The organism is Phycicoccus sp. 3266 (genome assembly GCF_031456495.1).
Lineage (GTDB): Bacteria > Actinomycetota > Actinomycetes > Actinomycetales > Dermatophilaceae > Pedococcus.
The window spans coordinates 374,294-395,530 of record NZ_JAVDUW010000001.1 but is presented as its reverse complement, the minus strand read 5'-3'; the positions used below and the strand labels follow the sequence as shown (position 1 = coordinate 395,530).

Below are 21,237 nucleotides of genomic sequence, written 5' to 3'. Positions count from 1 at the left end.
GAAACTCGTCTGGGGCAATGGGAGGTCCGATGTCTTGGAACCTGGCTGGTAGCTACGTCGAGACCTGCTCGTGTGAGCTGATGTGTCCGTGCAACCTGTCGCTCGACCACGGGGCCACCTACGACTTCTGTCGGGTGACCCTGGTGTTCAACATCCGCGAGGGCGCGGTCGATGGGACGGACATCGCGGGGTGCCGGGTCGCTCTGATCGCTGACACGCCCAAAGTCATGACCGAGGGCAACTGGCGGGTCGGGGTGTTCGTCGACAACGGTGCGAGCGACGAACAGTTCGAACGCCTCGTGCAGGTCTTCAGCGGGCAGCTCGGGGGACCCATGGCCGGACTGGCACCCCTCATCGGACAGATGCTGGGCGTCGAGCGCGCGCGGATCCACATCGAGGACGACGGGCTGCGGCACAGCGTCAGCATCGGGGACGGCATCGACTTCGAGATCGAGGACATCGTTCCCTTCGGTGTGGAGTCCGGTGAGCCGGTGAAGTTCTCCGGGATGTTCCACCCGGTCGGTTCGGACCTGACCATGGCCGAAGCGCGGCGGTCCCGGATCAGCGCCTTCGGTATCGAGTACGAAGGGAAGACGGGACTGTCGAAGTCCGACTTCGCCTGGACTGCCTGAGAACATGACAGGCACCAGGTCGGTAGCTGCTTCCGCCCGCGAAGGCCTGCGTCCTGCACTCGCGGCGAGCCGGGCCCACCGGGGGCTGGTCGCCGTCCTCTTCGCCGTCGCCGCCCTCGCGTGGTGGTGGACGGCGACGTCCACGCGTGGGATGGATGACGGGCCGTGGAGCGGCCTCGGCGCGCTGGGCTGGTTCCTCAGCCTGTGGCTCGTGATGATGGCGGCGATGATGTTCCCGTCGGTCGCGCCGACGGTCGCGCTGTTCGCGCGGATGAGCGGGGGCTCACGCGTGCGGCCATTGGTGTTCACCGGCGGCTACCTGCTGACCTGGGTTGGTGCCGGCCTCGCCGCGTTCGTCATCGGCCTGACAGCAACCGGGTTGGCCGGCGATGCGCTGTCATGGGAGCGCGCCGGTCGGCCCGTGGCCGGTGCCGTACTGGTCATCGCGGCCGGCTACGAGCTGACGCCGTTGAAGGACGTCTGCCTCGGCAGGTGCCGCAGCCCCCTCGGGGCCCTCCTCGGGTCATGGCGCGACGGCTGGCTCGGCGCCGCACGCATGGGAGCCAAGAACGGTGCCTGGTGCCTGGGGTGCTGTTGGGCGCTGATGGCATCACTGTTCGCCCTGGGAGTCATGAGCGTCGTCTGGATGACAGTCGTCGCCGCCTTCATCGCGCTCGAGAAGCTCCTGCCCTGGCGTCGAACAGCCACCTACGGGACCGCGGCCATCCTCCTGCTGCTGGGAGTGCTGGTCCTCCTCGCACCGAACGCGCTGCCCGGCCTGACCGTCCCGTCGGACGGCCAGATGCCAGCCATGTCACGGTGACCCGACACGCGGTACAGCGGTGCTACCCGATTCAGCTCTGCTTTTCGTTTTGCCCCAAGGGCGATGCGTGAGCGTCCCCACCGTGCGGGGGAACACGGTGGGGACGCAGCAACGACCGACACCTGCGTTGGGGGGCAACGCGCCGGTCGCCGCGCCACAAGGTTAGGGCGCCAGCCATCCGCCCGACCGCCCTTGATGCAATCTTGACGCCCAAGGACCGCCAGGACCGTCAGACCCTGACGTGTGGGTGCCCAAGCACCTCACATGTCACCCAGGTGCCGCCACGAACGACCTCAGTCGTGGGCGGCCAGCGCAAAGAACCGGCGCGACCACACCACAGCCGCGACAAGCGTCACTGGCATGACCAGCACACCGGCGGTGAACCAGCCCAGCCCGTCAGGGGACGTGGCGTACCGGAAAGGTGCTGCTCGAATGCGCGGACCGCGTCCCACAGCCGGCAGCAAAAGGGCTGCGGTGCGGTTCGGGGCGGGGTGGTCACGGGGCGATGGCGCCCTGGCGGCCGCGCTCGGCGGTGGCCTCACCAGCATGGGGCTGCCTGGGCTTCGAGTACGTCAGGCTCGCCCGGTGGCGGCCTCCCATCCAGGCGGTACCTCGTAGGGATGCTGCGGGTCCCGCCCCCCACCGCGGGCCGGTTCGTGGATGCGCCCTAGTCGACGCACGCTCACGCGGCGGAGTGTGTCGCCTCCGAGGCGCTGGTGCGCGCCGATCGAGATGCGCTAGTCGGCTCGAACGCGTCTGGTGTCGTGGGCCCACATCGCGATCTCGACGCGGTTGCGGGCGCCGAGCTTGGTCATCAAAGAAGCGACGTGGCTCTTGACCGTGCTCAGGCCGACGTAGAGCTCGGTGGCGATCTCGGCATTGGTCCTGCCGCGCGCCACCAGTGCGAGCACCTCCTCCTCGCGCTCGGTGAGGGGGTCGATGGGCTGGACCGGTACCGCCGGCGCCTGGTCGGCGAAGGCCGCCAGCAACCGGCGGGTGACGTTGGGGGCGATCAGCGCATCACCGTTGGCCGCTGCATGGAGGGCCTGCACGAGGAGCTCCGGCCCGGCGTCCTTGAGCAGGAACCCCCGGGCGCCGGCGCGCAATGCGCCGAGGACGTACTCGTCGAGGTCGAAGGTCGTGATCACGACGACCGCCGTCGGGTCGGCAACGTCCGGTCCGGCCAGTCGACGCGTCACCTCGACGCCGTCGAGCCCGGGCATCCGGATGTCGACGAGGAGCACATCGGGACGCAGCCGGTTCGCCAGGTCGAGCGCTGCGAGCCCGTCTGCCGCCTCACCCACAACCTCGATGCCCGGTTGGGCGCCGAGGATCATCACCAAGCCGGCCCGCACCAGGTCCTGGTCGTCGGCCACCACGACGCGGATGGTCATGCCAGCGCCTGCACAGGAAGCACTGCCTCGACCACCCAGCCGCCCTCGGGGCCCGGTCCCGCGGACATCGATCCGCCGAGGAGGTGGGCTCGCTCGGTCATGCCCAGCAGGCCGAACCCGGGCTCCGGCGCTGCTCCCGGATCGGTCTGTCCGTCGTCGCTGACACGCAGCCGCACGACGTCGCCCTCGCGGCATACGTGGATCCCGACGCGGGTCACGCCGCGGGCGTGCCGTACGGCGTTGGTGAGCGACTCCTGCGCCATCCGGTAGAGCGCGGCGTCCACGGGCGGTGCCAGCGGAGAGAGGGGACCGTCCAGCGAGACGTCGACGACGGGCATCGCGTCGGCGCGCGCCAGGGCGGGCAGGTCCGCAACACCCCGCTGCGGTGCGTAGGCGACGGCTTCGTCCTCGCGCAGCACCCGCACCATGGACCTCATCTCCGACAGCGTCCGCGAGGCCTCGGACTCGATCGCGGCCAGGACCTCGGCAGCCTTGTCCGGCTGGACCCCGGCAACCACGCGACCGGCCTGTGCCTGCACCGCGATGGCCGAGACGTGGTGCGCCACCGTGTCGTGCAGCTCGCGCGCCAGCGCCACCCGCTCCTCGTTGCGGACCTCTCGTTGCTGGCGGCGCCAGAGGTCGGCGCGGTAGCGGAAGACCGCGGCGAGCGCGACGACGAACAGCAGGAGGGCGATCCCGCCGAAGAGCTCCGCCCCGCCGGCCGACGCGGCATACATCCCGAGCGCGACGACGACCGTCACGAACGCCGTCCCCGCCACGATCTCGCGCCCCGAGCCCCACCGCACGAGCGAGTACAGCAGGACCAGGACGGCCGTCATGGAGTCGAGCCCGACGTCCCCGGCGGGCCGGGTCAGCTGGAGGACCGAGAGCAGCCCGGCGACGCCCCACCCCACCAGGGCGGCGACGAGCGGCCGGTCCCGCCGCCACGGCAGGGCAGGCACGAGCAGGAGGGCTAGCGCCATCACCGGATACCGCCAGGCCAGACCCGGTCGGAGGACGCCCTCGACCAGGACGGCGAGCGCGTAGGTGCCCACCAGCAGCCAGTCGAGACGACCGACCGGCGGGGCACCAGCAGGCCGCGGCTCGTCCCAGAGGGAGAGCCGGCGGCGGACGGTGACCACGGCTGCAGCCTAGGGAAGCGCGGAGTCGTGCGTACCCGCCGAAAGTACAAGAGGCGAACCGTTCCATCGGCCGGGCGGACTGCGGCCTCGGGGCGGATGCAGCGGCGATGAGTCTGCGGCGAGAGTCGAGCCAACCGATCCCACCAGTGAAACGGAGCCCGTCGTGAATACCCGCCAACCCACCACCACCCTCGAGGACCACCGACTCCCGGTGAGGGCCAAGCTCGTCGCGGCATGGACGAGCTTCGTGCTCCTCTACGCCTACGTGGACATCCTCGGCTTCTACACGCCCGGCACCGTCACGGACATCCTCAAGGGAAAGGTCCACACCTTCGATCTCTCGCAGACCTTCTCGATCAGCGCGCTGACCCTCGTGTCCGTCCCGATCTTCATGGTCGTGCTGTCGGCGGCGCTGGCTCCCCGGGCGAACCGGATCGCGAACCTCGCCGTGGCCGCGATCTACGTCCCCGTCACGGTGTTCAACGTGGCGGGCGGGTTCTACCTGTACTACTACGGCTGGGGCGTCGTCCTCGAGCTCGTCGTCCTCGCCCTCATCGTGCGCTGGGCCTGGACCTGGCCCCGGACGGCGCCAGCGGCGACCGGGTCGACCAGCCCGCGCCGCGAACCGGTCCGCGTCCAGCGGCAGGTGTGATGCGGTCACAGCTTCCCGGTGCGGTCACGGCCGCGCGGTCACGGCCTCCCAGCGCGGTTGACGCCGCGGACGGCGGTGGCCGCCAGTCCGGCACCTGCCGCGACGACGCCCAGCCCGACCGAGGCGACGGGCCGCAGCCACTGCCGGCCCCACCGGCCGTGGACCGCCTCGCCCTCCGGGGTGGGGGACAGGACGTTGCCGGGGGAGTTCTCGACCTCTCCGCGGGACAGGCCGCCGAGCTTCATCAGCGGGGTGACGAGCACGTCGAACAGCCCTGGGAAGAGCCGGAACCCGGTGACCGTGATCGGGTTCGCGAGCCCGACAGACACCTCGCGGCGCGGCTTCCACAGCGCGGCGACGACCGCCCGCGCGACCTTCTCGGGCGAGTCGACCGGAGGCGGCGGGCGACCGTGCCGCTTCAGGTAGGTGCCGGCCTGGAGGTAGACCGGGGTGTCGACGCCACCAGGCCAGACCAGGCTCACGTGAGTGTCTGGCGTCGTGCGCGCCTCGATCTGCAGGGTGCGCACGAGCCCGTGCACTCCCCACTTCGGCGTCACGTACGAGCTCATGAACGGTGTGCTGATCTTGCCCAGCAGCGACCCGACGACGACCAGGCTGCCGCCGCCCGACTCGGAAAAGGCAGACAGCGCGCAGCGGGCCACGTTGGCGGTCCCGCCGAGCGTCGTCAGCACGGCCTTGTCGAAGACCTCTGCCGGCACGTCCTCGAACCGTCCGTACGACAGCGCTGCCGCCGAGTGCACGACCCCGTCCAGCCGGCCGAGCTCGCGCACGGCGGTGGAGAAGGCAGCCTCCAGCGCGTCACGGTCGGTGATGTCGGCGACGGTCACGACCGCCCTGACTCCGTGCGCCTCGCACTCCCGCTGCACCTCGGCGAGCACCGAGGCCGACCGCGAGAGCAGCACGACGTCGGCGCCCTCCGAGGCGAGCTGCAGCGCCGTGGCACGGCCGACCCCGCTGGACGCCCCCGTGATCAGGACGGCCTTGCCCCGGAAGGCCGCCTTGTCCCGGGAGGCCGCCCTGCCCGGGGAGGCCGCCTTGCCTGAAGAGCTGGTCACGGCTGCAGGACGACCTTCACGCAGCCGTCCTCCTTCTTCTGGAAGATGTCGTACCCGTGCGGTGCCTCGGCCAGCGGCAGCAGGTGCGTCGCCAGGTCCTCGGTGCCGAGCGGGTCGGCGGGGTCGAGCACGAGCGGCATGATGTCGTCGATCCAGCGCTTCACGTGGCACTGGCCCATCCGCATCGTGATGCCGCGGTCGAACATCTCCATCATCGGCAGCGGGTCGACCTCGCCGCCGTAGACGCCGCTCACCGACACCGTCCCCGCGCGCCGGACCGCCTTGAGGCAGGTCGTCAGGGCGTCGAGGCGGTCGATGGCCATCCGGTCGATCAGCGGCTTGGCGAGGGCGTCGGGCAGCAGCCCGACGGCAGCCTGGGCCGCCTTGGCGTTGGGGGAGCCGTGCGCCTCCATGCCCACCGCCTCGACGACGCCGTCCGGCCCGCGCCCGCCGGTCATCTCGATGAGGGCCTCGGCCGCGTTGTCGACCTCGCGCAGGTCGAGGGTCTCGATGCCGTGCTGCGCGGCGAGGGCGAGCCGCTCGGGCACGAGGTCCACGCCGATGACGCGCTCCGCCCCCAGCTGCTTCGCGATCCGCGTGGCGAACTGCCCCACGGGCCCGAGCCCCACGACGGCGATGGTGTCGCCCGGCTTCGCGTCGGCATACTGCACGCCCTGCCAGGCGGTGGGCAGGATGTCGGACAGGTAGAGGAAGCGGGTGTCCGGCAGCTCGTCCGGCACCTTGATGGGCCCGAACTGGGCCTGCGGCACCCGCAGGTACTCCGCCTGGCCGCCGGGCACCGCGCCGTAGAGGCTGGTGTACCCGAACAGGGTCGCCCCCTTGCCCTGGTCCTTGACCTGGGTGGTCTCGCACTGCGCGTAGAACCCGCGCTCGCACATCCAGCACGAGCCGCACGAGATGTTGAACGGGATGACGACCCGGTCGCCCGGCTTGATGTGGGTGACCTCGGGGCCGACCTCCTCGACGACGCCCATCGTCTCGTGCCCGAGGACGTCACCGGGGGTGAGGTAGGCGCCGAGCACCTCGTACAGGTGCAGGTCCGAGCCGCAGATGGCGGTCGAGGTCACCTTGATGACCGCGTCGTTCGGCTCCTGGATCTTGGGGTCGGGCACTTCCTCGACCCGCACGTCTCGCTTGCCCTGCCACGTCAGTGCCTTCACGGGAGTCCCCTTCGTCGGTGGCCGCGACCCGGGTGGGCGGCTCCCCACCAACCTCTCCCGGCCGGCGCGAAGGGGCAATCCGAGCAAAAGCGACACGTCCGGATGCCGGGCACGACGTGCCTAGACTTCGCGCATGCGGACCGGGCGGCTCGAGGCGTTCAGCGACGGGGTCCTGGCGATCCTCATCACGATCATGGTGCTCGAGCTCAAGGTGCCCGAGGAGCCGACCTTCGAGGCGCTGCGGCCGTCGCTCGTGGGGCTGCTCACCTACCTGCTGAGCTTCGTCTACATCGGCATCTACTGGAACAACCACCACCACATGTTCCAGCTCGTCCGGCACGTCAGCGGCGCCATCCTCTGGGCCAACCTCGCGCTGCTGTTCATGCTGTCGCTGGTGCCGTTCACGACCGCGTGGATGGACGACACGCGCTTCGCCCCGCTGCCCGTCGGGGTCTACGGCGCGAACCTGCTGCTGGCGGCGGTCTCCTACTACGTGCTGCAGCTGGCGATCTTCCGGCGCGAGGGACGCGAGAGCCTGCTGCGCCAGGCAGTCGGGCGCGACCTCAAGGGCAAGCTGAGCCCGGTCGTCTACGTCCTCGGCATCCTCGGGACGTTCGTCTCGCCGTGGCTGGGCGTCGCCGCCTACGTCGCCGCCGCCATCACCTGGCTCGTCCCCGACCGCCGGGCCGAGCGCTTCGTGCACGAGCACGCCCTGGAGGACTGAGCCGACCATGACCGCCGTCGACGACGACCTCACCTACCCGCCGCCGCTCCAGGTCGCCTCCTGGAGACGCGAGGTGCACTCCCTGTATGCCGCGGTGCGCGCCGAGCGCGACCCTGCGGCCGCCCACGCCCTCTGGGTGGAGGGGCGGACCGAGCTGTTCGAGACCCACCCGGCGTCACCCCGGCGGCCGGGGCAGCGGATGCGGCACGCGGCATACGACCCGTCCTTCCGGTTCACGGTGCCGGTGGTGCCGGCCGAGCTCGACGGCTGGAAGTTCACGACGGGCACCGACGGGGTCGTGCCGTTCAGCGGGATCGGCACGGTCGCGCTCGGCGACCTCGGCGAGGTGGCCGTGTGGTGGCTCGACTCCTACGGCGGCGGCGTGTTCCTGCCGCTGCGCGACGGGTCGGCCGGGAGCGAGACGTACGGCGCCGGCCGATACGTGCTCGACACGGTCAAGGGCAGCGACCTCGGTCGGGACGGGGACGCGTGGGTGGTCGACCTCAACTTCGCCTACAACCCGTCGTGCGTCTACGACTACCGCTGGGTCTGCCCGCTCGCCCCGCCAGCCAACCGGATCGCCTCGGCGACACCCGTGGGGGAGCTGCTGCCCGAGGGCTACGACGCCTGACGAGCTGCACCGGACGCACGTCGGCCCGGGTCCGGAGAGGACCCGGGCCGACGCGTTCTCAGTGCGTCACAACGGGATTCGTGACACCGACCGCGTCACGGTGCCGCGGTCAGCGCCGCCACGTAGCCGGGGGCGTTCGGGCTGCCCCAGCCAGTGGTGAGGTCGTAGCCGGTGGTGGTCGGCCAGCCCGGGACCGGGCCCGGGTGCACGAACCCGTCGGCGCCGTACTCCCACATGCGGTTGTCCTGCAGGACGCCGCTGGGGGCGGTGCCGTAGGTGTGGGCGACGACGTCGCTGAAGGCCGTGGCCCGCGGGAACGACGGTGCGTAGATCGTCTCGTTGAGGTTGCCGATGCCCGGCTTGCCGGCGGCCTTGCGGGCGGCGTTGGCGATCGCGGTCACCGCGGCGACCTGCGGCGAGGAGGCGGAGGTGCCGCCGAAGACGCCCCAGGCCACGCCGTCGAGGTTCTGGAAGTAGGAGTGGTAGACGAGCACCCCGCCGTTGACCGCCGCGTTCCAGGCGACGTCGGGGACGCCGCGGTGCGAGCCGACCACCGACGCGACGCCGGACTGCCAGGACGGGCGTGGGTAGACGCTCGACTGGCCGCCGCCGGTGCCGATCCCGGCCCAGCTCTCGTTCCAGACGGCCTGGCTGCTGCCGCCGGAGTTCCAGGCCCAGTACAGCGGGTTGCGGCTGCCGTCGTCGTTGAACGGCTTGTCCTGCGTGGGGTTCCACGTCCATCCGGACTGCACCTGGGTGCCACCGACCGAGGTCACGTACGGCGAGGAGTTCGGGTAGCTCACCGACGGGTGGTCCAGCGTCTGGCTCTGTCGGTGCGCCCGGCCGACGCCGAGGGACCCGTCGTCACCGGAGGAGGCGAAGAAGGTGTCGTGCTTCGCCAGCCCGCGCTGGAAGGTCTGGTCGAACTTGGCGAACTGCCCTGCAGCAGACGCACCCCCGAAGGCCTCCTCGCTGGTGCCGAACGACATCGAGAACACCGTGCCGGCCGGGTACTTGGCGACGGCCCAGTCGATGGCCTTCATCATGTTCGGCATGCCCTGGACGCCCTGGGTCTCGGCGACCGGCGTGCCGATGAGGACGATGTGCGCCTTGGGTGCGATGGCGTAGGCCCACTGGACGTCGAGGTTCGCCTCGCCGGCCCAGCCCTCGGCGGAGGTCGGGCCCGCCTGGCCGCTGCCGTTGCCCGTGGCGTGGGTGTAGTCGACGTTGCCGATCGGGAAGACGGCCTCGAAGTCCGGCGTGGGCCCGTTGAAGGTCTTGGCGAAGAAGGCGACGTCCTGCGCGGCGGTCGGGCTGCCGTAGGAGTCGACCAGGACGATGGTCTGCCCGGCGCCGTCCGTGGTGCTCGGGGTGAGGGGTTCCAGCCCGTAGAACGCGCGGATCTGGTCGGGGGTGTAGCAGTGGAGGGTCGTCGAGACGCGACCGTCGGGTGCCGGCCGCGTGCACGCGACAGCGCCGGCGTCGGCCCCCTTCGCGTGGAACGCGGACTCCGGCGCCTGCGCCGACAGGTCCGTGCCGGTCAGCACCGGCGCGGTGGACGCGGCCAGCGCGGGGCCTGCGGCCGCGAGGCCGAGACCGGCGGCCACCACGGCGGCGACCACACCGAGCTTCAGGGTCATCGTGTGCTCCCTTGGTTGGACGGCGGGGACCGGTCGGTCCCCGTGGACACCATCGGGTCGGGGCCCTCCGACAGGCTCGAACGTTCGGGTGATTTCGGGCATGACAAACGTCATGGATTCGCGGACGGCTCGGATCGGGTCGCCGTCGTCCTAGGGTCGTGCCGTGAACCCCTTGCTGCGTGACGTGCTCCCCGTGCTGGGCCTCGACGAGGCGTATGCCGTGGAGCACCTCGACCTCGCGGGCGGCAGCTTCCTGCCGTCCGCCCTGCCGGTCGGCACCCTGGCCGCCGGGTCGGTGGCGGCGGCCGGACTGGCCGGGCTCGCGCTCACCGGCGCCCGCCGCGTGCACGTCGACCCCAGGCAGGTTGCGACCGCGTTCCGGGCCGACCAGGTGCAGCAGGTCCACGGGCGCCCGGTCGAGGGCTTCGCCCCGCTGTCCGGCTTCTTCGCGGCCTCCGACGGCTGGGTGCGCACGCACGCGAACTACCCGCACCACCGCGACCGGCTGCTGCGGGCGCTCGACCTGCCGGCGGACGCCGGACGGGCGGAGGTCGTCGCAGCGGTCGCCGAGCGCCCCGCCCAGGAGGTGGAGGACGTGGTCACCGCCGACCACGGCATCGCGGTGCGCGTGCGCACACTCGCGGAGTGGATGGCGGGGGAGCAGGCGCGCGCCGTCGACGCCCACGACCTCCTCGCCGTCGAGCGTGACCCGGCCGCAGGCCCCGTGGGCCCGGTGGACGTGGCGACCCTCGGGCGCAGGGTGCGTGTGCTCGACCTCACGCGCGTCCTCGCGGGGCCGGTCGCGACCCGGACGCTGGCCTTCCTCGGGTGCGACGTCCTGCGGGTCGACAGCCCGCACCTGCCCGAGCTCGAGGCGCTGCACCTCGACACCGACGCGGGCAAGCGGTCCACGCTCGTCGACCTGCACGTCGAGCACGCGCGCGCCCGGGTGCACGAGCTCCTGGCGCAGGCCGACGTGCTCGTGACCGGCTACCGCCCCGGTGCGCTCGCGGCATACCACCTCGACGCGGCGAGCGTCGCGGACCGGCACCCGCACGTGGTCCACGCGAGCCTGTCCGCGTGGACCCCCGACGGGCCGTGGGGCGGCCGTCGCGGGTTCGACTCGATCGTCCAGGCGGCGACCGGCATCTCCCTGCTCGAGTCGGCGGACGGCGCCGTCCCGGCGGCCATGCCGGCCCAGGCCCTCGACCACGCCACCGGGTACCTGCTGGCGGCGGGCGTCCTCACGGCCCTGCGCGCCCGCGGCGAGCAGGGCGGGACGTGGCGGGTCCGGGCGCACCTCGCCCGCACGGCGCACTGGCTGCTGCGCAGTGACGCGCTGGACGGACCCGCAGCGCCGGTCGCCGACACGGGCCCGTGGACCGTGGGGACTCGGACCGAGGCGGGGGTGGTGACGGGCCCCCGGCCGGCGTTCCGGGTCGACGACGGGCCGACGGAGTTCGCGTGGGTCGGCCGCCGGTGGGGGAGCGACGAGGCGGAGTGGGTCGACCGGGGCTGATCGGTCGCGGAGGTCGCCGCGGCGGCGCCCCCCTCAGTGCTGGGGCGCCGGGACGTTCCGCGGGTCGAACCCGAAGGGCAGCTCGAGGCGGTGCGCGGCCATGAGTGCGTCGTCGGTGAGGACGTCCCGGGTGGTCCCGTCGGCGACGACCACGCCACCGGACAGCACGACGGACCGAGGGCAGAGCTCGTACGCGTAGGGCAGGTCGTGGGTGACCATGAGGACCGTGACGTCCAGCGAACGCAGGATGTCCGCGAGCTCGCGCCGCGACGCCGGGTCGAGGTTGGACGAGGGCTCGTCGAGGACGAGGACCTCGGGCTCCATCGCCAGCACCGTGGCGACCGCGACGCGGCGGCGCTGGCCGAACGACAGGTGGTGTGGCGGCCGGTCGATGTGCTCGAGCATCCCGACCTGCTCCAGCGCGTGGACCACGCGGGCCTCGAGCGCGGCTCCCCGCAGCCCGAGGTTGGCGGGCCCGAACTCCACGTCGGCCCGCACGGTCGGCATGAACAGCTGGTCGTCGGGGTCCTGGAACACGACCCCGACCCGGCGGCGGACCTCCATGAGGTTCTCGTCCGTGACCGGCAGCCCGGAGACCTCGACCGACCCGGCCCCGCCGGACAGGATGCCGTTGAGGTGCAGCACCAGGGTGGTCTTGCCCGCGCCGTTGGGCCCGAGCAGGGCGACCCGCTCGCCGCGGTGGACGTGCAGGTCGACCCCGAAGAGGGCCTGGTGGCCGTCGGGGTAGGCGTACGCGAGACCGCGGACGTCGAGGACGGGGGTGGTCACGCGGCGACTCCCAGGAGCAGGGCGGCGAGGGCCGCGACGGGCAGGGCTGCGGCGAGCCGCCACTGGGCGGCGGTCGCGGTCATGGGGTGCGGCACCGGCATACGCCCGGTGTAGCCGCGGGACAGCATCGCGAGGTGGACCCGCTCGCCACGCTCGTAGGAGCGGATGAAGAGGGCCCCCACGGTGGACGCGAGCGCTGGCCAGGACCGCACCGACCGGGCCCGGAAGCCGCGGGACTCGCGGGCCACGCGCATCCGCGAGAGCTCGCCGGTCACCACCCCGAGGTACCGGATCATGAAGCCCATGATCTGCACGAGCTGGTGCGGCATGCGCAGCCGCTCCAGCCCGGCGACGACGTCCCGGGGCTCCGTGGTGGCCGCAAGGAGCAGCGACGCCAGCACGCCCAGGGTGCCCTTGACGAGCAGGGCTGCGGCACCGGCCAGCCCGTGCTGGGACAGGCTGAGCGGGCCGACGGTGACCCGAGGGCCGGTGGCGACGAAGGGGAGCAGGAGCGCGAAGACGACGAAGGGGACCTCGACGACCATCCGGCGGGCCAGGTAGCGCACAGGTACCTGCGACACCGCGACGGCCACGCCGAGCAGGACGGCGTGGACCGCAAACACCCAGGGCAGCTCCCGCGGCGTGGCCACCACGACGACGACGTAGGCCACGAGGGCCACGAGCTTGGTGTGGGCCGGGAGGCGGTGGATCGTCGAGTACCCGTGGAAGTGCAGGTGGTGGCCGTGGCCGGCGCCCGTTCGGGTTGTCCTCGCGGGCTCGCTCGCGCTCGCGGTCTCGGCGTCGGGGCGGGCCTTGCGGCGCAGGTTCCAGAACAGGCCGGCGCCGAGGGCGGCGACGAGGACCACGCCGACCACGCCCGCCAGTCCCCGGGAGAGGCGGACGTCGCCGATGCCCCGGGTCGCGTAGCCGGAGAACGGGGACCCGTCGGACGCGTGCGGGGTGGCGGTGCTGCCGAAGCCGAGCGTGCGGGCGACGTGGTTGAGGCCGTCCGGGTGGCTCGAGGCGTAGAAGGAGACGACGCCGGCGAGCAGCAGGGCCACGACGAGCCCGGTGAGCAGCAGGGAGCGCGAGCTCACCGACGGGCGGGCGCCGGAGCGACTGCGGCCCGGGGCGGGCTCCGCCGGCGCGGGGGTGGTGGGACCACCTGTCGCGAGTCCGGGTGAGCCCGGGTGGGGTGCCGGGGTCCCGTGCGACACGGCCACCCCGGCGCGGACGGCGAGCTCGCGCCGGGCCAGGACGCGGCGGGCGCCGTGGACGAGGTCGGGGCGCACGGCGAGGATCGAGGAGACGGCCAACCCGGTGATCATCGCCTCGCCGATGCCGATGAGCAGGTGCCAGCCGACCATCGCGGTCACGAGGCGGTCGAGCGGGATGGCGGCCTGGCCGCCCACGGCATACAGCCCGCAGAAGGCCAGCGCCGCGACCGGGACGGAGACGAAGGCCCCGGCGACGGCCGCCGGCGCGACCATCGACACGCGCCGGGGGAGCGCGGACTGGACCAGCCGGAAGACGAGGTACCCGGCCCAGACCCCCACGAGGCCCATGAGCGTGATGTTGGTGCCGAGGGCCGTGAGGCCGCCGTCGGCGAAGAGCAGGCCCTGCACGAGGAGCACGACCGTGAGGCACAGCGTGGCGGTCGCGGGGCCGACCAGCACGGCCGCCAGCGCCCCGCCGAGCAGGTGGCCGCTCGTGCCGGCGCCCACGGGGAAGTTGAGCATCTGCGTGGCGAAGACGAAGGCTGCCACGAGACCGGCCAAGGGGGCCGTGCGGTCGTCGAGCTCGCGGCGGGCCGCGCCGACGAGGGCCGATCCGACACCGGCCGTGGCGACGCCGGCGGTGGCCCACGACGTGGACGCGTCGAGGAATCCGTCGGGGACGTGCACGGGGCTCCTGCCAGTCGGGTGGACCGCACCCACCTGGGATAGGTTGGGGACGCTGCTGGAGACCACCTTATTGCAAACGAGTTGCAACAACAGAACCCCGGCGAGAGCGAGGCGACCATGGCTGACCGTCTGACCCCCGGCGACACCGCCCCCGACTTCACGCTCCCCGACGACAAGGGCGGCAAGGTCACCCTGTCGGACCTGCGGGGCAAGCAGGTCATCGTGTACTTCTACCCGGCTGCCATGACGCCTGGCTGCACCACCCAGGCCTGCGACTTCAGCGACAACATCGCCAGCCTGCGTGGCCACGGGTACGAGGTGCTCGGCATCTCCCCGGACTCGCCGGACAAGCTGGCGAAGTTCCGCGAGAAGGACGGCCTGACCATCACGCTGCTCTCCGACGCCGACAAGGTCGTCATGCAGAGCTACGGCGCGTACGGCGAGAAGAAGCTCTACGGCAAGACCGTCGAGGGCGTCATCCGCAGCACCGTCGTCCTCGACGAGAAGGGCACCGTCACGCAGGCCCAGTACAACGTCAAGGCCACCGGGCACGTGGCCAAGCTGCGCCGCGACCTCGGCATCGACGACTGATCCCGGCCCACCGCCGAACCCATCCGCCGGCCCGCAGGAGACGACCATGAGCGAGCACACCGCACCGAAGTCCGTCGACGAGATCGAGGCCGAGATCGCTGCTGCGCGCAGCCGTCTCGCCGGCACCGTCGACGAGCTGCACACCCGCACCGCCCCGCAGGAGATCGCCCGGCGGCAGGTCGAGACCGCCAAGGCGAAGTTCACCGAGGCGACGCGCACCCCCACCGGGGAGCTGCGCACCGAGCGCATCGCCGCCCTCGCCGCGGCAGCGGTGGCCCTCATCGGGCTGGGTGCCGTGCGCCGTCGTCGTGGCTGAGGACACCTCCCGCCTGCCGATCCGGATGCTGCACGACCGCGTCCTCGTCGCCCTCGAGGGTGAGGGGGAGCGGCGCTCCGGCGGCGGCATCGTCATCCCGGCGACCGCGAGCATCGGGCGACGCCTGTCGTGGGGCTCGGTCGTCGCCGTCGGGCACAACGTGCGCCAGGTCGAGCTGGGCGACCGCGTGCTGTTCGACCCCGAGGACCGCGCGGAGGTCGAGGTGCAGGCCAAGGACTACGTCGTCCTGCGCGAGCGCGACATCCACGCCGTGGCCGCCGCCCGGGTGGACGACGGCCAGACCGGCCTCTACCTCTGAACCTTCGTCGCGAGGGTGAGGCCGTGACGGCGGCGTGCTCACGGAGGTGACGTGCGCCGGCCCCGACGCCCGCGGAGGTCGGGGCCGCCGGACGTCACGCGGCCACGGGCAGCCCCGCCTCGCGCCATGCCCGGAAGCCGCCGACCACGTCGGTCGCCCTTCGGATCCCCAGCCGCAGCAAGGCGTCCGCCGCCAGTGACGAGGTGTAGCCCTCCTGGCAGAGCACGATGACGCGCGTGTCGAACGCTGCCTCGGGGCGACGAGCCGCGCTGCGCGGGTCGAACCGCCACTCGAGCACGTTGCGCTCGACGACGAGCGGCGCGAGGTGGGCCGCCACCTCGCCCTCGGCCGCCCGCTGGGCCGCGGGGCGGATGTCGACCAGGACCGCCCGGCCGAACAGCACCTCCTGGTAGGCGGCCCGCGCGCTCACCCTCAGCAGGCGGCTGCGGGCGTCGCGCAGCTGGTCGTCGATGCCGTCGTAGAGCGGTGCGTCCCAGCCCCGGCCGGCGCCGGGTCCGTCCGCCGCCGCCGGCGCGCTCGACGGGTCGCTGTAGAGGCGGGACTCCCAGAAGACGGAGGCGGTGACCGGCGCAGTCGCGGTGACCGGGGTCGTCGCGGCGACGGGCGCCGTCGCGGTGGCGGTCACCACTGCTCCCCGGCACGCTCGACGCCGAGGCGACGCAGGACGTCGTCCACGAGCGCGTAGCGGGTCATCCCGCGCAGGGCGGGGGAGTAGACGTGCACCGACAGCGCCGGACGGTCGCCGAGGTTGACGACGTTGTGCACGTGGCGGGCACCGAACGACCGGCCCTCGCCCTCCCAGAGGAACCGGTCGTGCACGGTGCCGGACGCCCACGACTGCTCGGCGAGCTCGCCGCGGACGGTGAGGAACGCGCCCTCGGACTCGAGGTGGTCGTGCCAGCCCGTGCCGCTGCCGACCGGCCAGCCGATGAGCCAGATCTCGAGGTGCTCGGTGGCGTCGAGCCGGGTCCAGGTGCGCTCGCGCGCGTCGAGGTCGACGAGGCGGTGCAGGTCAGGGTCGGAGGCGAAGAGGCGCGCGGTGCGCAGCAGCTGGTGACGGGTGAAGCGGTTGACGCCGGGGGTCCCGGCGGTGGTGGCGATGCTCACGGTGGTGCTCCTGGTCAGTGGTCTGGATGTCGGAATGCGTTGCGGGGCAGCACATTCGGGGACATACGGACCCCTGCGTCAGGTGCAGGTCGAGGTGGATGCGGCGGTATGCCGTGTGGCTGGTCGGCGTCGTGGCCATGGGGTGGTCTCCGGTCTCGTGCGTCCTGCCGGGAACGGCGGACGCGGGCTGGTGCGGGCTGGGGTCAGGCGCAGCAGCGACACCGCATGACGCCGTGGCACATGGACACCATGTGCGTGCGCGTCGTGGCGGTGGAGGAAGTCACGACACCAGTGGAGCACGGGGCCGCCCCACTCGTCCACGAGGGGCGTGCCGCGTCTCGCGGAACGGGATGCGTCAGGGCCACGCGGGGTGCGGGGACGCACGGAGGGAGTCGGTAGCGTGAGGCCGTGCCGAGCCCGACAGCCCCTGACCGCCCGCTGCGGATCGCCGTGGTGGGGATGTGGATCGAGTCGTCCACGTTCTCGCCGCACCGGGCGGAGGCCCGAGACTTCCACGTCATGGAGGGGGACGAGCTCCTTGCGCGGCACGGCATACGGCCGCAGGATGGCGACGGGATCCGTTGGTACGGAGTGCACTTCGCGCGCTCACTCCCCGGTGGGGCGGTCCTGGCCGAGGTGTACCACAACTACCTCGACCGCATCCGTTCCGGTCTCCGGGCGCTGGCCGACGACGGCGGCCTCGACGGCGTGCTGCTCGACATCCACGGTGCGATGAGCGTCGTCGGGCTGGACGACGCCGAGGCCGACCTCGTGCGCGCTGTGCGCTCGGTCGTCGGCTCCGACACGGTGCTCGCCGCCGCGATGGACCTGCACGGCAACGTCTCCCGCGACCTGGCGGAACGGGTTGACCTGCTCACGTGCTTCCGGATGGCGCCGCACGAGGACGCCGACGAGACCCGGGCCCGCGCCGCGGCGACGCTCGTCGAGGTGCTGCGCGCGGGCCGACAGCCGGTGCGGGCGTGGGTCCCGGTCCCCGTCCTGCTGCCGGGCGAGAAGACCAGCACGAGGGTGGAGCCCGCGCGTGGCCTGTATGCCGCGGTGCCCGAGGTGGCTGCCCGCGAGGGCGTCCTCGACGCGGCCGTGTGGGTGGGGTACGCGTGGGCGGACGAGCCGAGGTGCAGTGCCGCCGTGGTGGTGCAGGGCTGGGACGAGGACGCCTGTGCCGCCGGCGCCCACGAGCTGGCCGAGCGGTTCTGGGGGCTGCGCGACGAGTTCGCCTTCGTCGGTCCGCCGGGGACGCTCGACGAGGCGGTCGACGCCGCGCTCGCCACGACCGCACGGCCGTACGTCATCTCCGACTCGGGCGACAACCCCGGCGCGGGCGGGACGGGCGACGTGACGTGGACGCTTTCCCGGCTGCTGCGGCGGCCCGAGCTCACCGGTCCCGGCGCGCCGACCACGCTGGTGGCGTCCGTCTTCGACGCGGGTGCCCTGGCCCACATGCGCTCCTGCCGCGTGGGCGACGAGGTCGACGTCGAGGTCGGTGCGCGGACGGTGCCCTCGCCGGCGCCGCCCGTCCGGCTGCGCGGGGTGCTCGTCTCGCTGCACGAGGGCGACCCGCAGGCGGGGGGAGTGGCCGTCGTCCGGGTCGGCGGCCTGCACGCCGTGGTCACGGAGTTCCGGACGGCATTCCACGACGTCGCGGACTTCACCGCGATCGGGCTCGACCCGGTCGCGGCGGACGTCGTCGTCACCAAGATCGGCTACCTCGAGCCGACGCTGCACGACCTGGCGGCGGGCTGGACCCTCGCGCTGACCCCGGGTGGTGTGGACCAGGACCTCGCACGCCTGGGGCACCACCGCATCCGACGGCCCATGCACCCGTTCGACGACGTGGCGCGCGTTGGCGGCGGCTGGGAACCGGACCTCGCGCCCGTCGTGCTCAGGGGGCCGGCCCGGCTCGACGGCCCGCCCGCGACGCCGACGCCCGCGACGCCGACGCCCGCGACGCCGACGCCGGCGACGACACCGACACCGGCGGGAGGGCAGGCATGACCGCCCGCTCGGCGGGGACGGTGCCGGCCCTGGAGCTGGCGGTGCAGGACGTCGCCGGGGTCCGGGTGGCGGTGCGCCTCCGGGTCGAGCGGGTCGAGCTCTGCTCGGCGCTGGCCCTCGGTGGGCTGACACCGTCCCTCGCGGTCGTGGAGGCTGCGGTCGCGGCAGCGGGGGCGGTGGGAGTCCACGTCCTGGTGCGTCCCCGTGCGGGCGACTTCCGGTACGACGCGGACGAGGTCGCCGTGATGGTGGCCGACGTGCGCCGCGCGGTCGTCGCGGGCGCGGACGGCGTGGTCGTCGGTGCCCTCGACGGGACTGGGCTCCCCGACCTGGCAGTGCTCGACCGGCTGCGGGAGGCAGCGGAAGGGGTCCAGGTGACGTTCCACCGGGCGGTGGACGTGAGCGCCGACCCGGTGACCGCCCTCGACCTCGTGGCCGGCTCCGGCGTCGACCGGGTGCTCACCTCGGGCGGCGCCGCACGCGCCGTCGACGGCGCGGACCGCCTGCGTCGCATGGTCGGCGTCGCCGCGGGCCGGCTCGAGGTCATGGCGGGGGCCGGCGTCGACGCCGCGGCCGTCCCCGCCCTCTTGGCCACGGGGGTGGACGCGCTGCACTTCTCGGCCAAGCGACGGGTGGCCGCACGCGGCATACCGCTGGGGCAGTCCGAGGACGGGCACGACGTCACGGACGAGGGACTCGCCGCCGCCGTCCTCGCCGCGGTACGAGGCGGGTGACGGTGTGCCGCCGCTGCGACCCGTGTCGTGAGGCGATAGACCTGAGGGCGTGACGCAGCACCACCCACCCCAGCGTAAGCACCCGGGAGAGGCGCGCCTGCCCGCGGCCGTCGCCGTGGCCGTCGCCGTCGGGCTGTACGCCACGCTGCCCCAGGGGCTGCTCGTCGCGCCCCGCGTCGTGGTGCCGGTCCTCGAGGTCCTGCTCTTCCTGCCTCTCGTGGCCGCCAACCCCCGTCGGATGACGCGCGAGAACCGGTGGCTGCGCCGTCTCGCGATCGGGCTCGTCCTGCTCATCGCCGCCGCCAACGCGACCTCCCTCGGGCTGCTCGTGAACGCGCTCGTCACGGGCAAGGCCGAGCAGGGGCCGCGGCTGCTGCTCGCGGCCGGACAGGTGTGGCTGACGAGCGTCATCGTGTTCGCGCTGGCCTACTGGGAGCTCGACCGCGGCGGCCCGGTCGTGCGCACCCAGAGGCCGAGGCCGCAGCTGCCCACCGCCGACTTCCGCTTCCCGCAGGACGAGGACCACGACGCCATCAGCGAGGTGGCGCGGGGGTCGTCCGCCCTGTCGGGGTGGGCGCCCGGCTTCATCGACTACCTGTACGTGTCGGTGACGAACAGTTCGGCGTTCAGCCCGACCGACACGATGCCCCTGACGCCGCGCGCCAAGATGCTCATGGCCGTCGAGTCGGTGTCCGCCCTCATGCTCTCGGTCCTCGTCATCGCCCGCGGCATCAGCCTGATCAAGTGACGGTCCTGGTCGCGCCACGCGACCTGTCGGGGTCGACGGCACGGCTCGGTCGGCGGGTCAGCGCACCCGGTCGAGGAGCACGCAGGTCGTGCCGAGCTCGCCGGACCGGCTGTGCACCGGAGCCCAGGTCGAGGACTCGAGCCCGTCCTCGAAGAGCCGCGTCCCGCCACCGACCACCTGCGGGCAGACCGTGAGGCTGAGCCGGTCGACGAGGTCCGCGCACAGCAGCGCGCGGATGACGCTCGAGGAGGCGAGCACCACCAGGTCGCCGCCGGGCTGTTCCTTGAGCTCGGCCACCACGGTGGCCGGGTCGTCGGCGGTCAGGGTGGTGTTGGCGCAGAGCGGCTCGGTCAGGGTGCGGCTGAAGACGACCTTGTCGGTCTCCGTGAAGAAGCGGCTGAAGCGGCGGTCCCGCGGATCGGCCTCGGGCATGTCGGCCACGGCCGGCCAGAACCCGGAGAACCCCTCGTAGTTCTTGCGGCCCAGCAGGATCGTCGTGGCGGGGGTGATGACGTCGACCATGTGGTCCCGGGCGACGTCGGTCAGGGCGTGTGGCGCGATCCAGCCCATGTCGTGCTCGCCCGCGGGTCCGTGGGTGCGGCCGTCCAGGGAGAGGGTGATGTTGGCGACGACGGTGCGTGAGGTGGTCACGGTGGGATCCGTTCTCTCGATGGGTGTCACCGCTGGGACGGAGCCCCGACCTCGTTCTCGACATCGCCGCCTGCGATCGCGTGGAGCAGGGCGGTGCGCACGGGCGCGTGCGCGGGCGGGGGCAGCTCGCCGACGTCGAACCACTCCATCCCGTCGTGCTCCTCCGGAGCGAGGTTCGCCGGGGTGCCGCTCCAGTCGCGGACCAGCCAGGCGCTGAGGCGGGCCGGCTCATCGCCGGGCCGCACCTCCAGCCGGCACAGGAGGGAGGCCGTGTCCGTCGCCACCTGCACGCCGAGCTCCTCGTGCAGCTCGCGCGTGAGCGCCTCGAGCTCGGACTCGCCGTCCTCGACGACGCCGCCGGGCAGCTCCCACACCCCCGGGTAGGCACGCTTGTGGGCGCTGCGGTGGACCAGCAGGACCCGACGACCACTCACCAGCGCACCCACGACGACCTCGACCACCCGCACAGGGAACCACGAGCGCCCGACAGGCGGGCCAGAGCCCGATGGCTTGGTCTACGTCATTGGCGTGAGGACAGGCCCGGTCACCTCGGCTTGTACTTGTTTGCAGGTCCAGAGGTCGGTATCTGCCCGTCGAGGACGGGATGCAGTCCGTTGGACCGGTGCG

The 21,237-nt window shown here is 72.8% G+C and carries 23 protein-coding genes; 12 read left to right on the top strand and 11 right to left on the bottom strand.

Annotation, left to right across the window (positions count from 1 at the left end; genetic code table 11):
- Window positions 1–29: 29 nt before the first annotated feature.
- Entirely contained in the window at window positions 30–632 is a 603-nt protein-coding gene (locus tag J2X64_RS02025; protein ID WP_310148874.1) for a DUF1326 domain-containing protein, read from the top strand.
- Window positions 633–783: 151 nt separating this feature from the next.
- Entirely contained in the window at window positions 784–1,455 is a 672-nt protein-coding gene (locus J2X64_RS02020; RefSeq protein WP_310148872.1) for a DUF2182 domain-containing protein, read from the top strand.
- Window positions 1,456–2,192: 737 nt separating this feature from the next.
- Here J2X64_RS02020 and J2X64_RS02015 read toward each other — a convergent pair.
- Entirely contained in the window at window positions 2,193–2,849 is a 657-nt protein-coding gene (locus tag J2X64_RS02015) for a response regulator transcription factor (RefSeq protein WP_310148869.1), read from the bottom strand.
- Window positions 2,846–3,991: a sensor histidine kinase gene (locus tag J2X64_RS02010; protein ID WP_310148866.1), complete on the bottom strand. Its 1,146-nt coding sequence runs from the start codon at window positions 3,989–3,991 to the stop codon at window positions 2,846–2,848. The genes J2X64_RS02015 and J2X64_RS02010 overlap by 4 nt, the downstream gene beginning before the upstream one ends.
- Window positions 3,992–4,202: 211 nt before the next feature.
- Between J2X64_RS02010 and J2X64_RS02005 the strand changes: the two genes are divergently transcribed.
- Entirely contained in the window at window positions 4,203–4,643 is a 441-nt protein-coding gene (locus J2X64_RS02005) for a DUF6326 family protein (RefSeq protein WP_310148863.1), read from the top strand.
- A 38-nt stretch (window positions 4,644–4,681) separates the two neighbouring features.
- Here J2X64_RS02005 and J2X64_RS02000 read toward each other — a convergent pair whose 3' ends face one another.
- Window positions 4,682–5,719, bottom strand: coding sequence for an SDR family NAD(P)-dependent oxidoreductase (locus J2X64_RS02000; RefSeq protein ID WP_310148861.1), 1,038 nt, complete (start codon window positions 5,717–5,719; stop codon window positions 4,682–4,684).
- Complete coding sequence (locus tag J2X64_RS01995; protein ID WP_310148858.1) at window positions 5,716–6,900, bottom strand: zinc-dependent alcohol dehydrogenase; 1,185 nt, start codon at window positions 6,898–6,900, stop codon at window positions 5,716–5,718. The genes J2X64_RS02000 and J2X64_RS01995 overlap by 4 nt, the downstream gene beginning before the upstream one ends.
- Before the next feature lie 133 nt (window positions 6,901–7,033).
- Here J2X64_RS01995 and J2X64_RS01990 point away from each other — a divergent pair, with 133 nt between their 5' ends.
- Complete coding sequence (locus J2X64_RS01990) at window positions 7,034–7,624, top strand: TMEM175 family protein (RefSeq protein ID WP_310148855.1); 591 nt, start codon at window positions 7,034–7,036, stop codon at window positions 7,622–7,624.
- A 7-nt stretch (window positions 7,625–7,631) separates the two neighbouring features.
- The gene (locus J2X64_RS01985; RefSeq protein WP_310148852.1) at window positions 7,632–8,255 is read left to right on the top strand and encodes a DUF1684 domain-containing protein; all 624 of its coding nucleotides are present in this window, start codon (window positions 7,632–7,634) and stop codon (window positions 8,253–8,255) included.
- Window positions 8,256–8,350: 95 nt separating this feature from the next.
- Here the strand turns inward: J2X64_RS01985 and J2X64_RS01980 are convergent, their stop codons facing one another.
- Entirely contained in the window at window positions 8,351–9,895 is a 1,545-nt protein-coding gene (locus J2X64_RS01980) for a S53 family peptidase (RefSeq protein WP_310148849.1), read from the bottom strand.
- A 163-nt stretch (window positions 9,896–10,058) separates the two neighbouring features.
- On the opposite strand from J2X64_RS01980, the gene J2X64_RS01975 reads away from it, so the two are divergent.
- On the top strand, window positions 10,059–11,414 hold the full coding sequence (locus tag J2X64_RS01975) for a CoA transferase (protein WP_310148846.1): 1,356 nt from the start codon (window positions 10,059–10,061) through the stop codon (window positions 11,412–11,414).
- A gap of 33 nt (window positions 11,415–11,447) precedes the next feature.
- On the opposite strand, the gene J2X64_RS01970 is transcribed toward J2X64_RS01975, so the two are convergent.
- Window positions 11,448–12,203, bottom strand: coding sequence for an ABC transporter ATP-binding protein (locus J2X64_RS01970; RefSeq protein ID WP_310148843.1), 756 nt, complete (start codon window positions 12,201–12,203; stop codon window positions 11,448–11,450).
- Complete coding sequence (cbiQ, locus tag J2X64_RS01965) at window positions 12,200–14,107, bottom strand: cobalt ECF transporter T component CbiQ (protein ID WP_310148840.1); 1,908 nt, start codon at window positions 14,105–14,107, stop codon at window positions 12,200–12,202. Before cbiQ ends, J2X64_RS01970 begins: the two co-directional genes overlap by 4 nt.
- A gap of 117 nt (window positions 14,108–14,224) precedes the next feature.
- Between cbiQ and bcp the strand changes: the two genes are divergently transcribed.
- The 3 genes from bcp to J2X64_RS01950 are packed head-to-tail and all read left to right on the top strand — an operon-like array spanning window position 14,225 to window position 15,333.
- A complete protein-coding gene (gene bcp, locus J2X64_RS01960; protein ID WP_310148837.1) occupies window positions 14,225–14,698 on the top strand; it encodes a thioredoxin-dependent thiol peroxidase in 474 nt (157 codons plus the stop codon).
- Window positions 14,699–14,744: 46 nt separating this feature from the next.
- A complete protein-coding gene (locus J2X64_RS01955; RefSeq protein WP_310148834.1) occupies window positions 14,745–15,014 on the top strand; it encodes a DUF3618 domain-containing protein in 270 nt (89 codons plus the stop codon).
- Window positions 15,015–15,039: 25 nt separating this feature from the next.
- Complete coding sequence (locus tag J2X64_RS01950; RefSeq protein ID WP_310153090.1) at window positions 15,040–15,333, top strand: co-chaperone GroES; 294 nt, start codon at window positions 15,040–15,042, stop codon at window positions 15,331–15,333.
- 94 nt (window positions 15,334–15,427) lie between these two features.
- On the opposite strand, the gene J2X64_RS01945 is transcribed toward J2X64_RS01950, so the two are convergent.
- Both J2X64_RS01945 and J2X64_RS01940 read right to left on the bottom strand, forming a co-directional pair.
- Window positions 15,428–15,979, bottom strand: a complete 552-nt coding sequence (locus J2X64_RS01945; protein ID WP_310148831.1) for a rhodanese-like domain-containing protein — start codon at window positions 15,977–15,979, stop codon at window positions 15,428–15,430.
- The gene (locus tag J2X64_RS01940) at window positions 15,976–16,461 is read right to left on the bottom strand and encodes a cysteine dioxygenase (protein WP_310148829.1); all 486 of its coding nucleotides are present in this window, start codon (window positions 16,459–16,461) and stop codon (window positions 15,976–15,978) included. The genes J2X64_RS01945 and J2X64_RS01940 overlap by 4 nt, the downstream gene beginning before the upstream one ends.
- Before the next feature lie 408 nt (window positions 16,462–16,869).
- Here J2X64_RS01940 and J2X64_RS01935 point away from each other — a divergent pair, with 408 nt between their 5' ends.
- From J2X64_RS01935 to J2X64_RS01925, 3 genes are read left to right on the top strand one after another with little or no spacing between them, the layout of a single operon-like run.
- The gene (locus J2X64_RS01935; RefSeq protein ID WP_310148826.1) at window positions 16,870–18,477 is read left to right on the top strand and encodes a M81 family metallopeptidase; all 1,608 of its coding nucleotides are present in this window, start codon (window positions 16,870–16,872) and stop codon (window positions 18,475–18,477) included.
- The gene (locus J2X64_RS01930) at window positions 18,474–19,211 is read left to right on the top strand and encodes a copper homeostasis protein CutC (protein ID WP_310148823.1); all 738 of its coding nucleotides are present in this window, start codon (window positions 18,474–18,476) and stop codon (window positions 19,209–19,211) included. The genes J2X64_RS01935 and J2X64_RS01930 overlap by 4 nt, the downstream gene beginning before the upstream one ends.
- A 49-nt stretch (window positions 19,212–19,260) precedes the next feature.
- On the top strand, window positions 19,261–19,959 hold the full coding sequence (locus J2X64_RS01925; RefSeq protein ID WP_310148821.1) for a hypothetical protein: 699 nt from the start codon (window positions 19,261–19,263) through the stop codon (window positions 19,957–19,959).
- Window positions 19,960–20,016: 57 nt separating this feature from the next.
- Here the strand turns inward: J2X64_RS01925 and J2X64_RS01920 are convergent, their stop codons facing one another.
- Entirely contained in the window at window positions 20,017–20,610 is a 594-nt protein-coding gene (locus J2X64_RS01920) for a dihydrofolate reductase family protein (protein WP_310148819.1), read from the bottom strand.
- Window positions 20,611–20,636: 26 nt separating this feature from the next.
- A complete protein-coding gene (locus J2X64_RS01915; protein ID WP_310148816.1) occupies window positions 20,637–21,071 on the bottom strand; it encodes an NUDIX domain-containing protein in 435 nt (144 codons plus the stop codon).
- Between the last annotated feature and the right edge of the window lie 166 nt (window positions 21,072–21,237).